At 63.1% G+C, this 14,259-nt stretch carries 11 protein-coding genes; 3 read left to right on the top strand and 8 right to left on the bottom strand.

Annotation, left to right across the window (positions count from 1 at the left end; translation table 11 throughout):
* The first annotated feature begins 167 nt into the window (after positions 1 to 167).
* Positions 168 to 947 (top strand): SDR family oxidoreductase, encoded by a 780-nt coding sequence (locus tag RIE53_04920; protein MEQ9104019.1) that lies wholly within the window; start codon positions 168 to 170, stop codon positions 945 to 947.
* On the opposite strand, the gene pabB is transcribed toward RIE53_04920, so the two are convergent.
* Both pabB and RIE53_04910 read right to left on the bottom strand, forming a co-directional pair.
* The gene (gene pabB, locus RIE53_04915) at positions 918 to 2,792 is read right to left on the bottom strand and encodes an aminodeoxychorismate synthase component I (GenBank protein MEQ9104018.1); all 1,875 of its coding nucleotides are present in this window, start codon (positions 2,790 to 2,792) and stop codon (positions 918 to 920) included. The two genes, RIE53_04920 and pabB, sit on opposite strands and share 30 nt — an antisense overlap.
* Entirely contained in the window at positions 2,782 to 4,185 is a 1,404-nt protein-coding gene (locus RIE53_04910; GenBank protein MEQ9104017.1) for a Gfo/Idh/MocA family oxidoreductase, read from the bottom strand. Before RIE53_04910 ends, pabB begins: the two co-directional genes overlap by 11 nt.
* A gap of 61 nt (positions 4,186 to 4,246) precedes the next feature.
* Between RIE53_04910 and RIE53_04905 the strand changes: the two genes are divergently transcribed.
* Entirely contained in the window at positions 4,247 to 6,052 is a 1,806-nt protein-coding gene (locus tag RIE53_04905; protein MEQ9104016.1) for a sodium:solute symporter family protein, read from the top strand.
* 165 nt (positions 6,053 to 6,217) lie between these two features.
* Here the strand turns inward: RIE53_04905 and RIE53_04900 are convergent, their stop codons facing one another.
* From RIE53_04900 to RIE53_04880, 5 genes are all read right to left on the bottom strand, one after another.
* Positions 6,218 to 7,498, bottom strand: a complete 1,281-nt coding sequence (locus tag RIE53_04900; protein MEQ9104015.1) for a T9SS type A sorting domain-containing protein — start codon at positions 7,496 to 7,498, stop codon at positions 6,218 to 6,220.
* Positions 7,499 to 7,956: 458 nt separating this feature from the next.
* Positions 7,957 to 8,478, bottom strand: a complete 522-nt coding sequence (locus RIE53_04895; GenBank protein MEQ9104014.1) for a PepSY-associated TM helix domain-containing protein — start codon at positions 8,476 to 8,478, stop codon at positions 7,957 to 7,959.
* A gap of 14 nt (positions 8,479 to 8,492) precedes the next feature.
* Entirely contained in the window at positions 8,493 to 9,941 is a 1,449-nt protein-coding gene (locus RIE53_04890; GenBank protein ID MEQ9104013.1) for an NADP-dependent isocitrate dehydrogenase, read from the bottom strand.
* A gap of 69 nt (positions 9,942 to 10,010) precedes the next feature.
* Positions 10,011 to 10,892 (bottom strand): nuclear transport factor 2 family protein, encoded by an 882-nt coding sequence (locus RIE53_04885; GenBank protein MEQ9104012.1) that lies wholly within the window; start codon positions 10,890 to 10,892, stop codon positions 10,011 to 10,013.
* A gap of 80 nt (positions 10,893 to 10,972) precedes the next feature.
* A complete protein-coding gene (locus tag RIE53_04880; GenBank protein ID MEQ9104011.1) occupies positions 10,973 to 12,232 on the bottom strand; it encodes a galactokinase family protein in 1,260 nt (419 codons plus the stop codon).
* On the opposite strand from RIE53_04880, the gene RIE53_04875 reads away from it, so the two are divergent.
* Entirely contained in the window at positions 12,231 to 12,833 is a 603-nt protein-coding gene (locus RIE53_04875) for a GNAT family protein (protein MEQ9104010.1), read from the top strand. The genes RIE53_04880 and RIE53_04875 overlap by 2 nt on opposite strands.
* Here the strand turns inward: RIE53_04875 and RIE53_04870 are convergent.
* On the bottom strand, positions 12,799 to 14,220 hold the full coding sequence (locus RIE53_04870; GenBank protein ID MEQ9104009.1) for an MATE family efflux transporter: 1,422 nt from the start codon (positions 14,218 to 14,220) through the stop codon (positions 12,799 to 12,801). The two genes, RIE53_04875 and RIE53_04870, sit on opposite strands and share 35 nt — an antisense overlap.
* Positions 14,221 to 14,259: the final 39 nt, after the last annotated feature.

Below are 14,259 nucleotides of genomic sequence, written 5' to 3'. Positions count from 1 at the left end.
CTGCAAGATAGCCACCGGTCGGCGTCTGTGCCGAGCATCCCCCAATCCGCGCCCGCCCATTCGGGGTCGTGACAATCCGGGCCGCTTGCCGGAAGCAGGCTGAACCGTATTCTTCGATGTGCTGAACCTGTTATTGAACCCCACGCTGAATCGGAACACAGAACAACATGAAAACGATTGTCATTACCGGCGCCGCCAGCGGGCTCGGCCGCGGGCTGGCCGCCCGGTTCGTAGCGGACGGGGATCGGGTGGTCGGCATGGACCGGGACCATGAAGCGCTCCAGGCGGTGGCGGCGGAACTGGGCGACCGGTTCACGCCCGTAACCTGCGACCTGCTGGACACAGCCGCGCTGAGGACCACCGCCGAGGCCATCGCTGCCGAAGGGCCCGTGGACATGCTCATCCACAACGCGGGAATCGTCACCGGAAAGCCGTTCACGGAGATCGAGGACGGCGAGGTGGAGCGGGTGTTCGGAGTGAATGTGTTCGCGCCCTTCCTGCTGACCCGGATTTTCCTTCCGGGGATGATACGCGCCGGACGCGGCCATGTGGTGACCATCGCATCGGCCGGCGGACTGGTGGCCACGGCGCGGATGGCCCCGTATGCTTCCAGCAAGTTTGCCGCCGTGGGATTCGACGAGGCACTCCGATACGACCTGCAACGCGCGGGGCATCCCGTGAAAACCACCGTTGTGTGCCCGTTCTACATCAACACGGGCATGTTCGATGGGGTCAAGACCCGTGTACCCTGGTTGCTGCCCATCCTGAAACCGGAGTATGCCGTTGGCCGGATTCATCGGGCCATCCGGAAGGGTCGCCGGCGACTCATCATGCCCCGGTTCGTGTACGCGGTCTACCTGGTCCGACTGCTGCCTGTCCCCGTGTTCGACGCGCTCGTCCGCTGGCTCGGCATTACCTCAAGCATGGACGAGTTCCGCGGGCGCTGAGCCCAGGAACGCGTTCGTCAGCACGATTTCGTCGGCACTGCGAACGTCTTCGGGGGTGAGGGGCCGTTCCGCCACCGGCTGGCCATCCAGGCGGTTCCGCTCGGCCATGAAGGCCGCGCGCATGACGCCGCCCAGCAGCCCCTCCTCCACCGGCGGTGAGGACCACGTGGTGCCATGCCGCACGAACACATTGGTGATGCTCCCTTCGGTCACGCGCCCGGCGTCGTTCAGAAGCAGGACGTCGTAGAGGCCCCGCGCTTCTGCCTCCGCCCGCGCCCGATCATAATCCGGCCGATTCGTCGTTTTGTGATACAGGAAAACGTCACTCCGGTCCACCCGGACCGTGCTGAAGCCGATCTGGAGCCTGACTGGGGGGGCGGGCGGTATGGTGCATGACACTTGAACGTCGCCCGCCCCCCCGACCGTCACCCGAACGCGACACGGGCGTGTCAACTCCTCGGCGTCTGCGGGTGTACCCGGGCTGACGTCGGGATGATCACGGAAAAATGCCTGAACGGATGTCAGGATGACCGACTGAACGGCCTCGCGGTTCAGACGCCACCCGAAGTAGTTCGCCGAGGCCATGAGCCGATCCAAATGGGCCTCTAAAAGGGGAATTCGAAGCGGGAGTTCAGTGGAAGAGGAAGGGGGATCGGAAGAAGAAGTTGATGAAGATGAAGAAGGCTCGCCCGCGCCGCGGGGCTCAGGAAGGGCCCGCATGGTCTCCAGGAGGCGGAAGTCCGGCATCCGACGGTGGAGGAAACGCGTCTTGAGCACGGTTTCGTCGTATTCGGCGGCGGGGTCGGAGTCCCAGACTATGCCGGCGCCGGCGCCGATCAAGAGGCGGCCGTCCGAGACGACCGCCGTGCGGATGGCCACGCTGAAGCGGGCCTCGCCGCCGGGCGCGGCGTATCCGATGGTGCCGCAATAGACCCCGCGCGGCCCCGGTTCCAGTTCACCAATGCGCTGCATCGCACGGATCTTGGGTGCGCCCGTAATCGATCCGCAGGGAAACAGCGCATCCATGATGTCCCCGAACGACACGCCCGGGCGCAGGCGGCCCTCGACGGTCGAGGTCATCTGCAGGACCGAGCGGTAGGTTTCCACGTCGAACAGGCGCGGCACAACCACCGAGCCGGGTTCGCAGACGCGCGACAGGTCGTTGCGCAGGAGGTCCACGATCATCAGGTTCTCGGCGCGGCTCTTCTCGTCGGCCTGCAGCCGCTCGCGGAATGCGGCATCCTGCGCGGGCCACAACCCCCGGCGGTGGGTGCCTTTCATCGGGCGGGTCCTGATGACTGAACCGTCCCGTTCGAAAAAAAGCTCCGGCGACCATGACAGGACCCATCTATCCGGCGCCGGGCTGGCGGGCAGACGGATGACCGCCCCATACCCTACCGGCTGGTTCTGCCACACGGCCCGGAATACGTCCAATGGATCTCCATCGACCGCCCCCTCGAACTGCGTCGTGAGGTTGATCTGGTACACATCGCCCTCGCGGATGAGCTCCCGGACACGTTCCACGCCTCGCATGAAGGCCGAGCGGTCTTCGCGTGGGACAAGCGCGCCCACCGCCGAGCCAGGCGCGGTCCCTCGCAACGCATCGGCTACCGGACGCGCCTCGTCATACACGCCGAACCAGAGGAGCGGCAGCGTCCCGTCTCCCGCATCGTACGCGCGGAAACCGGCCACGTGCCGGCCGGCCGCGAGCGCAGCACTGACCGCCGAGAGCGCATCATCCACATCATCCGACGACCACGCTTCAATCACGTCCACCGGGCCCGAAAACAGACGCGGCGGTGCATCCGGGCCTACCAGCAGCACCGATCCAGGATCAATAGTCATCTCCAAGGGCAAACACTGGCTTGCGGGTCATCCACCGTCCGCGGGTGAAATCCGGGAACAGTTGTGGCGCGTTGCCGGCCGCAATCGACATTTCCGAGAGCGGCGTAATGGCGCTCCAGGCGGCCGCATCGTAGGCGTCCATGGGTGTCGGCTCGCCGCGCTTCACGGCCTCGATGAACGCGTGGTCCACGAAGAAATCCATGCCGCCGTGCCCGGCGCCTGTCGCCCGGTCCTCGTACCGACGCCATAATGGATGGTCGTATTTCTCCAGATACGGCTCGGCCAGCTCCCACGCGTGCGCCCGCGGGCTGACGTCTTCAATGTAGAGCGACTTGTTCAGGTCCATCCAGATCCCTTTCGTGCCCTGCACGCGGAATCCGAGGGAATAGGGCCGCGGCAAATTCGTGTCGTGGCTCACGATGATGGATTCCCCGTTCTGCGTGCGGATGACGGTCGTAATGACGTCCCCCAGTTTGAATTCGATGCGCGCATTCGGGTGATCCTCCCCCCCGTGCTTCACGATGTGGTTGTGCAGGCCCCGGGCCTTGGTGGCCGTCGAGGTCAACGATACGAAGCGATTCCCGCGATTGATGTCCAGGTAAACGCCGACCGGGCCAATGCCATGCGTGGGGTACAGGTCGCCGTTGCGATGCACGGAATGCGCCGTGCGCCACCGGGCCTCCGAAAAGCCCTTCTCGCCGAACTCCACACCGCCGCCGTAGGGCTGGCGGCCGTTGTTGAACTTGACTTCGCGCAGATCGTGCTGGTAGCCGCATTCCAGGTGGATGAGCTCGCCGAACAGACCCTCGCGCACCATCTGCAGGATGGCCATCACGTCGCGGCGGTAGCACACGTTCTCCAGGATCATGCACGGCATGCCGGTCTCCTCGTGCGTGTTGACCAGGTCCCAGCACTCTTCCAGTGTATTCGCCGCCGAGACTTCAACGCCCGCGTACTTGCCGGCCTTCATGGTGTCGACGGCCATGCGGGTGTGCCACAGCCACGGCGTGGAAATGAACACCCCGTCAATGTCGTCGCGGGCCAGCAGGGCCTCGTAGGCGAATTCGCCGTCCGAATAGACCTCCGGCTCCGGCCGTCCGTGGTCGCGGATGACCTTCAGGGCTTCTGCCACCGATTGCGGATCGATATCGCAGATGGCAGGGATGATGGTGTCGTCCCGCAGGCAGGTGAGCCTCAGGTGTTCGCGACCGCGGAGGCCCGTCCCGATGAAGGCAATCCGGGCTTTGTCCTTGGGCTGGCCGACCGGGCCGGGTATGCCGTGTGGGCCGGGCGTGGAACCGGGGCTTGCGGCACGGGCCAGGCCGGTGCCACCAGCGAGCGCCGAGCCGAGCCCGACGGCTGCGCCTGCAGCGATGAATTTGCGTCTGTCCATGTTCTCGTGTTGGGATGAGTTCGGTCGACAAAGTACGGTCTACCGTTGTACATTCGTCGCCATGCAACTCGCCACCATCGACTGGATCATCATGGCCGCGTTCTTCGCGGTCAGCCTGGGTATCGGTATTGTGGTCTCGCGTCGCTCGGGCAAGGACTTCAGCGCCTTTTTCCTCGGCGGACAGACCATGCCGTGGTGGCTCCTGGGCATTTCCATGGTGGCCACCACCTTCTCGACGGATACGCCGAACCTGGTCACCGACATCGTCCGCTCGAACGGCACGGTCGGCAACTGGACGTGGTGGGCCTTCCTGTTGACCGGCATGCTGACGGTCTTCCTGTACGCCAAACTGTGGCGGCGCTCCGGCGCGCTCACCGACGTCGAATTCTACGAAATCCGCTATTCCGGCCCGATTGCGGCGTTCCTGCGCGGATTCCGGGCCGTCTACCTGGGCATCCTGTTCAACATCCTGATCATGGCGTCGGTGACGCTTGCGGCCATCAAGATCGGGGGCGTCATGTTGGACTGGTCACCATTGGAAACCGTCGTGGTGGCGGCCGGCGTGACCATGTTCTATTCGGCGCTGGGCGGCCTGCGAGGTGTGGTCTTCACGGATCTCATCCAGTTCGCCATGGCCATGGTGGGCTCGGTCTGGGCGGCCGTCTACGTGCTGAACCTGCCGGAAGTGGGCGGCCTGGACGCCCTTCTGGCGCACGAGAATGTGATTCCGCGCCTGGACTTCCTGCCGTCCTTCGAGCGGATGTCGATGGAGGATCTGGTGCCGCTCTTCCTGATTCCGATCGCGGTCCAGTGGTGGGCCGCCTATTATCCCGGATCCGAACCCGGCGGTGGCGGATACGTCGTGCAGCGCATGCTTTCGGCCCGCAACGAGAAGCACGCCGTGGGCGCCACCCTCCTGTTCAACGCCATGCACTACGCCGTGCGTCCGTGGCCGTGGATCCTGATCGCGCTGGCCTCCTTGATTGTGTTTCCCGACCTGGCCTCGATCGCCGAGCGCTTCCCGAACATCCCCGAGCAGGTGGTGCGCAATGACCTGGCGTATCCGGCCATGCTGACCTTCCTGCCGGCCGGCCTCTTGGGGCTCGTGGTCACGTCGCTCGCCGCCGCCTACATGTCCACCATGTCGTCGCAGGTCAACTGGGGCTCATCCATCATCGTGAACGACCTGTACAGCCGGTTCATCCGCCCCGACGCCTCGCAATCTCGGCTGGTCTGGATGGGTCGTCTGTGGACGGTCATCCTGATGGTGGTGGCCTGTACGCTGGCGTTGTACCTGGAAAACGCGCTGCAGGTGTTCACCATCCTGGTCCAGATCGGCGCCGGTACCGGCCTCATTTTCATCCTGCGCTGGTACTGGTGGCGGATAAACGCCGCATCCGAACTGACGGCCATCATCGTCAGCTTCGTCGTGGCGGTCGTGCTGCAGATGCAGGACGGTTTCGGCCTGTTGGCCTGGCAGCAACTCCTTGTGGGCGTTGGGATTACAACCGCGTCGTGGCTCTTGGTGGCGTTCATCGGGCCGAAGACCGACCGCGCAAAGCTGGAGCAGTTCGTGCAGACCGTTCGCCCCGGTGGCCCTGGATGGCGGGACTACGAGGCCCTTCCGCGGACGGGCGTTGGTGCCGGACTGGGTGCTGAACCGGGAGCCGCGAACCGCCCGCCTGAAAACTCCATTCCGGCCTCCCTCCTGGCAGCGTTCCTAGGCGTATTCGCCATCTACGGGGTGTTGTTCTCCACCGGCTATCTGCTGCACGGCCAGACCGGGGCGGCCCTGGGCACGGGGGCGTTTGCCGTGGCGGCCGGAATTGCGCTCTGGCGACTCTGGCCGCACTTGACGTTCGACTAGTGGCACGTCACCAGCATCTCTATTTAACTGTTCAGGCTCCGCCAGAGTCGCTCCACATAAACGTTGTCCATCCAACGGCCTTTGCCGTCCATGGAGATCCTGATGTCATGCCTGTGAAGCACGCTCTCAACCTGTCCGACTAACCCAGGTGAACCGCTGACCACCTCACAGAACAACTACCGTCTTCGAGAAGGATCGCGAGTTGATACGATGACGAATCACGTAAACACCTGCCGGCCATGAAGAAACATCGATAACGTCCGAATATTCGCCTGCAAGTTGCTCACGCGATTCACGATGAAGCACCGTGTGCCCAAGAGCATTATGAATTGACATCTCAACGATTGCTGGTGAGGGAATCGAATACGTCACCCTGAGCCTGTCCTCGGTTGGATTTGGATATGCGGTGAAGAAAAGGCCGCTTGGAACCACGTCCTCTGGTGGAGTTGTCTCGATCACCGAGTTCAACAACGAAGACGAGTTCATTCGAATGACATCGGCATTGTCCCTAAGCTTTAGAATTGAGTCGTGTCGACTGGACCCGCGAGCCCAGCTTATCGCATAGGCGTATTCCGCCTCTCCGCCAGCGGGAATGTCTACACGTGCAGTCGATGTAAGCATCGCGACGACGTCGGATTCAGTTCTTCCGTTGATCGTATTCAAAGAACACTGATCCGGATTGCCAGTCAGGTTCTCCATACTCCAATATGAACCAGTCACTGGGTCGCCGGGGTACATTATCCGCACAGGATTCTGCGTGACGGGACACTGCTGCGTGGTTCCGCGCCCGAAACCGCCCTCCAGAAATTGACTTCCGCCTGGTCGTCTGCTGTCAAGAGCCAAGATGTATTCTGATTCGATGCGCGGGACGGATTGCGTGTCCAATTCTATTATGCTCGAATACACTTCTGGCGTAGAGGTACCATCGGCAAGTAGTATGACACCAATAGCTGGAGAAATCAGCTCCGGATCAGTTGAAGAATAATCGTTGGCCCCATACGCGTATACCATTGCGCGCGTCGTGTCCGTACCGCCGGCATCATCCTCGATATTCGGCGACACGAATAGCGCGAATCGGCCATTACCCAGGTCATGATCACTCTTGTTGATAACTGAATACTTTAGAAATAACGTCGTCTCTTGCATGCCGCGACCCGCAAGGACGTACGCAATTACGCGGACTTCCAGATCCAATGAATATTGATTTCTCGAACTGACGTCATTCATTACCCACCACAACATTGAATCACCGTGGAGTGCCGGCAAATCCCCGTTTTCAATGTCATAGTTGGAATTGTCCCCATCGCCATCAACCACCGGAGCACCGAGGTCCCACGGCCAATCCCGGAGTTCTGGTGAGACTTCTCCGTTTCGACGAAAGCGCTCGATTATGTCTCTCGACATCCTGTAGATCTTGCCGCTTCGACAAGCATCCACAGCTGACATGGGTTCATGTGAACCCGGGGCGAACGACGAGTCGAAGTAGATATTCCCCGACACTCGCTGTTGGCCCGATATCGTTCCTGATACCCACACGGCAAGCGACGACAACGATCCGTCTGTTGCCTCGGGCGGAATTGACAGCATAGGTTCAGCCCTGTCTCCAAAGAGCCGCCCGTCGTTTTGCAAGCTGGCTGTCATCAGACGAGTCGACAATGCACGCCTGTCGGGCCTGATCGGACAATCTACGACGGAGGCATCATCTGTTGACTGCCCTTCAGCAATCACGGGTACGAGACTCGTCACTAGACCGATAACAGCTACTAGATGTCGCCAGAACGTACGGATGTCCATATAGTACCACGTGTTCCGTGGGCATTCTTCCTGATCACATGTAGACAATACTGTGCCAGGCGATATATGTCATGTGCCGAGAGTCACGACATCAGGCAAGCACAGTACGACTAGCGCCCACATGCCCGCTTGCGTCGCCGGGACCGGAACGGCAGGATGAACAGCCACAGTCCGGAGAGTGCCAGCACCAACAAACCGACACCGCTCGGCAGGAACAGGCCCAACTTGGTCCAGTCGCCGCCGAACCACGATCCATCGTGCAGGGCCTCAATCAGATCGGTCCGGCGGTAGGCCACCTGCAGCACCTCTCCCGTGCCCATGTCGACCTGCACTTCGTATCCGGAGTTGAGCCGGATCTTGGTCATGCCCTTGCCGGGACGCACGTCCAGGCGGTCCACATCGTCCCACGACGTGACGCCGAGCTCGGGCATCCCCTGGAGCAGTGTGAGCACCTCGGACAGGGTCACTTCCGGCACGGTGCCTGTGCCCCGATGTTCATCCGGCTGGATCCAGCTGGACTGCTTCTTGACCTGGAGCAACAGACCGCTCACGGTCACCACCAGTACCGGCAACAGGATGGCCGCACCTATCCAGTAGTGGACCTTTCGTGTGGTACGGTTCAGGTTCGCCATGCGTGCGCCCGGGCCTATTCGCCCTGTCCGAGCGAGTAGCCGCGTTCGCCGTCGAACGTGTACAGATGCTCTGTCTTGATGACATCGAATCCGGCACCGCTCACGGCGGTCAGCAGTTCCAGGATGCTGTCAAACTGCTTGGGCTGGCCGTCGCGGGCCAGGAACCGGCAACGCCAGTGATCCGAGCAGAACGTTTCGGGCAATCCATCCGGATAGACCTTCACGCCGCGGTTCGTGATCATCTTCAGCTTGTACGGGGTACCTGTGCAGGCATCCTCGAGCCCCTTCCCGAGCACGTCGGGGTCCCGTTTGTCCGGATCCCAGTCCAGGAACACGTCAATGCCCTGCAATTCCTTCTTGGCGCGACGTACGGACGGCTTGGGCACCGAAATGCCCCCTTTCTTGTATTCCACACTGCGCAGTTTCCTCGGCTGGTTGCCCAGGTTCTGGATGACCACCTCCGTGAACCCGTCCGTCCCGACTTCCCGCTCGGAAAGCCCCTGGCGGAAGATGTCGGCGGTGTGGTAGCCCGACTCCAGGGCGCACAGCCATGCATTCTCCACGCGGGTGGCGACGTCGCCCAGACCCAGGTGCACCAGCATCTGGTTGGCGGCCACGAGCAGACCCGACGGGTTGGCCACGTTGTGGCCGGCAATGTCCGGCGCCGATCCGTGGATGGCCTCGAACATGGCAATCTCGTCGCCGATGTTGGCGGACCCGGCCAGACCCACCGAGCCGGCAATCTGCGATGCGATGTCGGACAGGATGTCCCCGTACAGGTTCAGCGTGCAGATGACGTCGAAGCGTTCCGGCTGCGCGGCCACGCGGGCCGCGCCGATATCAATGATGTAGTGCTCGGACTCGATGTCCGGATAGTCCTTCGCCACCTCATCGAACACCTTGTGGAACAGCCCGTCGGTGTGCTTCATGATGTTGTCCTTCGTCATGCAGGTCACGGTCTGGCGACCGTAGGCCCGTGCATATTCGAAGGCATACCGGCAAATCCGCTCCGTTCCCGGACGCGTAATGAGTTTCAGGACCTGCGCGACCTCGTTCGTCTGCTGGTGCTCGATTCCGGCATACAGGTCTTCCTCGTTCTCGCGGATGATGACCAGGTCCATGCTCGGATGCTGGCTGGTCACGAACGGCGCGTAGGACTTCGACGGCCGCACGTTGGCATAGAGGCTCAGCGACTTGCGGATGGTCACATTCAGGCTCTTGTACCCACCGCCCTGGGGCGTCGTGATGGGCGCCTTCAGGAAGACCTTGTTGCGGCGGATGGTATCCCACGATTCGGGCGCAATGCCCGACGTGTTTCCCGTCTCGTACAGGGCTTTCCCGATCTTGATTTCATCGTAGCGGAGCGGGGCTCCGGCCGCGTCCAGGATGCGCAGCGTGGCATCCATGATTTCAGGGCCAATGCCGTCGCCGCGGGCAATGGTTACGGGAATGAGATCAGACATGGGGCAATCCGGGTAAGCGTGGTCAGAAAGGCAGCCAAACACGCGACGGACCCGCGCGGTGTTCCCCCACTACCTCGAAGACCGGTCGAAGATCTTGTTCACGATCTGCCACTCGCCGTCGATCATGAGCAGCGACATGTAGTCCACGAAGAACGTGCCCGGGTAATCCAGGACAACGCGGCCAACGGCGGCCGTGCCGCTGACTTCCACCCAGTCGATGTAGCGGAAACGCTCGGCCTCGTTCGGCGCCGGGGCCCCGGGGGATCCGGCAATGTAGGCCTCGAACGTGCGTTGCTGCAGGGCGCCGTCATTCACGAAGTACATGCTGCCCACCTCTTCCGCCATGGCTTGCGCATGATGCGCTCCGTCCCCCGTCGCATGCCCCTTCAGGTAGTGGCGCAGGGCAGCCCGCACGGCGGTTTCCTCCACCTGGTCGGGATCGAGTTCACACTCGGCAGCCGGCGTTCGCGTATCGGCCAGGGCAATCGTCTTCCAGGATCCGTCGGCGTGACGCGCATACTGGATGTGATTCTGGCCGCAATGCATGAACTCCTCGCCGAAGAAGAACGCATAATCCATGCGGGCGCTGGCCAGGTTGTCCCGGACGTCGATTTCGACGTTCCAGATGCGCTCATCCCATGGCTGCGGGGAAGGGCGGCCGACGGCGGCCACGAATTCCGATGCGGCACTCTTCTGGACGAACGGTACGCCGTTCCGCGTGCCACTGGATGCGAGCGTCGCCCCCTCGGCGAACGTCGACGCGACCATGTCGGCGTTGCCGGTGCGCATGCCTTCGAAGAGGGTCTCGATGACGTCCATCACCTCGTGGCGGGAGCGAGCTTCATCCAGGGAAGATTCAGAAGATGCGGATTGGGCTGCGACCATCGATGCGGGCGCGCCCAAGAGGATAATCGCCGCAAAAAATGCGGAGAATAGCGAAATACGATTCATGGCGGGATTCCCGAGCGTCCGGCGCTCGGCGTTTGTTGACAGGAAAGCGTGATGGGGGCACGCTCATCATCAAGACGAACTCATTCCGGCCAAGTTGCACCGCCTTCCACACGCACACCCTCGGAAGGCCGATCCCGGAAGAACAACGCCTTTCCCGTCCGGTCCGGAAACGCCCGCCCATAGGCCGCCGACCACTGTTCCATCATGGCGGCGGACCGGTCCACGGGGACCATCGCCCAGACCGCGCCACCATACCCGGCACCGAAGGCCGATGCCGCGACCGCGCCGTGCTCCCGCGCCGACCGGACGAGCCAGGACGTCTCGGGCACCTGATTTCCAAGCCACTCCTCCGCCATCTGCTGGGAGTAGGCCACCCGGTCCCCGAACGTATCCCAATCCCCCGCCCGCCACGCCTGGACCGCATCGGGTATGACGACCGTGCATTCGTCGTGGAACTGCGCGAACCGGTGCCAAAGCCGCGTCCGATCCTCCGGGCTCCCGGCAATCGCATCGATCATTTCAATTACGCGGGATTCGTCGATGTCGCCGTGTTCCAGGATGGCGCCCATCAACGACGGCATTCCGTCGTCTGCCCACGCCTCGCCAATCCGACGCGCCAGCGCCGACGCCGCATTGTACAGTTCCTTGGCCCCCGTACGCTTCGATGCCTTCACGCCGCTGACGCCGATGACCAGATGCATGTCGGATGGCCAATCCAGCTCCAGCAGCCGTTCCACCGGGTGGTATCCGAACAGCGACGCCTTCCCGTCCTTGCCCATGAGGATGGCCGTGTGGTCCTGGCTGCCTCCCCGCGTGCCCACGCCCGACTCGACTTCGCCCAGGAAGGTGGCCAGTTCGCCGAGCGTCTGCACGCCCTCCTGCGGCCCGTCACCATTCAGCGACAGTGCCGCAAGCACCGCCATCGTGGTCACGACGGACGACGAGCTCATGCCGGCCGCCTTCGGGATATCGCTCATGAAAACAACCGTCGCGCCGCGCTTGGGCTTGCCGAACCGTTCCACCACGCGTCGCACGGCCACGTCCGCATAGGACGCCCAGCCCTTGACCACCGCCGAGCCGTCGAACGCAATTCGTTCGCGCTCTCCCGTGACGGCATCGATGAAGGTGATTCCGGCATCCCGCGTTTCCGCCAGGATGGCCACCATACGTCGCGACGAGGCACACGTCAGGCTCACGCCGCCCGCATAGTCCGTGTGCTTGCCCAGCAACTCGATCCGGCCCGGCACGTACATGACGCGCACGGTCGACTCGCCCGGAAGAGCGGCCAGGTGGGCCTTCAAATCCTGGAGCCTCGGCTCCGTCAACGCATCCAGCATCATGGTCGTACTCGAGGGGAAATTTGTCCGGCTCCGACCACTCGCCCTGTCCGACGTGGACCGGCTCGTGGAAATCGGCCTTGACGAACGGATCTGGCACGTAAATCCCGATCCCGTCCGGACTCCGGAAGATATGCTCCGGTACGTTCAAAAGGCACTCGCCGGCCACGCCGACGGCACGTTCGTGCCGTTTTCCATCGAATTCGAGGGCCAGGTCGTCGGATGCAGCCGCTACGGCAACATCGTTCCCGAGCATCGGCGCCTGGAAATCGGATGGACCTGGATTGCCCCGGCATGGCAGGGCACCGTGGTGAACACGGAGGCCAAGCTGCTCCTGTTTTCGCATGCCTTCGATACGCTCGCGTACAACCGCGTTGAGCTCAAGACGGACGCCCGCAACACGCAATCCCGTGCGGCCATGCGCGCCATTGGATGCGTCGAGGAAGGCACATTGCGGCACCACATGATCCTCGCGGACGGCTCGCTGCGCGACACGGTCTACTTCTCCGTGACGCGCCCGGAGTGGCCGGCTGTGCGGGACCATCTCCGGGCGCGCCTGGAGCGCCGGGCTAAACCTCAGTCGCCTTCCAGCTCCCCCGCCTGAACATCACCGCGCCCATCACCGCCGCGGCGGACTGTCCCGCCACGATGGCCAGGAACACGCCGAGCGGCCCCATTTCCTGGTGCAGGGCCAGATACCAGGCGGCGGGCAACTGGAGCACCCAGAAGGCCAGGAAGTGGATCCAGGTAGGCGTGGACGTGTCGCCCGCGCCGTTGAAGGCCTGGATGATGACCATGCTCACCGCCCAGATGGGGTAGGCCAGCGTCAGGATGTGGATGCTCTGCACGCCAACGGCGCGGGCCCCCGCTTCGGACACGAAGATCCCCACGACCTCGTCGGCGAATATCCAGAACCCGACGCCCATGAGCGACAGGAACACCACGTCCGCCAGCGTGCAGTACCAGACCGAGGTCGCGGCCCGATCCGGCTGCTTCGCCCCCAGGTTCTGCCCCACGAGCGTCGACGCCGCGTTGGCAATGCCCCACGAGGGCAGGAGCGCGAAGATGATGATCCGCACGGCCACCGTGTAGCCCGCCAGCGCCTCGCTGCCGAACTCGGCCATGATCCGCATGAGTGCCAGCCAACTGGCCGTTCCTACCAGGTACTGCGCCATGCCCGGCAGTGAAATACGCACCAGCCGCCGCATGACGGACGTCTGCAGCACCATGTGCTTGCGCCGGAGCTGCAGCCGGGTCCGCCCGCCCATCAGGATCCATACCTGGTAGCCAATCCCTGCGGCGCGGCCGATGGCCGTGGCCACGGCCGCGCCCATCACACCGTACGCCGGAATGGGTCCCCACCCGAAAATCAGGATGGGGTCCAGGATGATGTTCAGGATGTTCGCTATCCAGAGCACCCGCATGGCCACGCTCGCATCCCCCGCACCGCGGAACACCGCGTTCAGCAGGAAGAGCATGAGGATGACCACGTTGGAGCCCAGCATGACCTGTGCGTAGGGCGTGCCGATGGCCACCACGGATTCCGTCGCGCCCATGAGGCGGAGCAGATCATCGGCCGTGAAGATGGCGAACACACCGGTCGGGAGCGCCACCGCCAGGGTCAACAGCACGGCCTGCCAGACCGTCGCGCCCGCGCCGTCCACATCTTTTTCGCCAATGCGCCGCGCCACCATGGCCGTCGCGGCAATGCCGAGGCCGAGCCCGATGGCAAAAATGATGATGATGAGACTGGCCGTCAGGCCGACGGCCGCAACCGCGTCAGCGCCGAGCCGCCCCACGAAGTAGATATCGACCACTTCCAGGACGGACTGCATGACCATCTCCAGCACCATCGGGATGGCCAGGATGATGATGGCCCGCCAGAGGTTGCCGGACGTGTAGTCGAATTGTGCGCCGCGCATGGCGGCAGAGATGTCCCGCCACAAGGACGAGGAGTACGCGGCGTGCGCGTTGTCAGTACTGGAATGCATTTGCTTGCCGGGATGCAGCAGTCTACACATTCGGGTGGC

It is taken from the genome of Rhodothermales bacterium, from assembly GCA_040221055.1.
Lineage (GTDB): Bacteria > Bacteroidota > Rhodothermia > Rhodothermales > UBA10348 > 1-14-0-65-60-17.
This window is presented reverse-complemented; position numbering and strand designations above follow the sequence as displayed.

Excerpts from the sequence above, each read along its gene's own strand:
- RIE53_04920 (MEQ9104019.1), top strand. The coding sequence starts at position 168 with ATGAAAACGATTGTCATTACCGGCGCCGCCAGCGGGCTCGGCCGCGGG.
- pabB (MEQ9104018.1), bottom strand. The coding sequence starts at position 2,792 with ATGACTATTGATCCTGGATCGGTGCTGCTGGTAGGCCCGGATGCACCG.
- RIE53_04910 (MEQ9104017.1), bottom strand. The coding sequence starts at position 4,185 with ATGGACAGACGCAAATTCATCGCTGCAGGCGCAGCCGTCGGGCTCGGC.
- RIE53_04905 (MEQ9104016.1), top strand. The coding sequence starts at position 4,247 with ATGCAACTCGCCACCATCGACTGGATCATCATGGCCGCGTTCTTCGCG.
- RIE53_04900 (MEQ9104015.1), bottom strand. The coding sequence starts at position 7,498 with ATGTCAGCTGTGGATGCTTGTCGAAGCGGCAAGATCTACAGGATGTCG.
- RIE53_04895 (MEQ9104014.1), bottom strand. The coding sequence starts at position 8,478 with ATGGCGAACCTGAACCGTACCACACGAAAGGTCCACTACTGGATAGGT.
- RIE53_04890 (MEQ9104013.1), bottom strand. The coding sequence starts at position 9,941 with ATGTCTGATCTCATTCCCGTAACCATTGCCCGCGGCGACGGCATTGGC.
- RIE53_04885 (MEQ9104012.1), bottom strand. The coding sequence starts at position 10,892 with ATGAATCGTATTTCGCTATTCTCCGCATTTTTTGCGGCGATTATCCTC.
- RIE53_04875 (MEQ9104010.1), top strand. The coding sequence starts at position 12,231 with ATGGTCGTACTCGAGGGGAAATTTGTCCGGCTCCGACCACTCGCCCTG.
- RIE53_04880 (MEQ9104011.1), bottom strand. The coding sequence starts at position 12,232 with ATGATGCTGGATGCGTTGACGGAGCCGAGGCTCCAGGATTTGAAGGCC.
- RIE53_04870 (MEQ9104009.1), bottom strand. The coding sequence starts at position 14,220 with ATGCATTCCAGTACTGACAACGCGCACGCCGCGTACTCCTCGTCCTTG.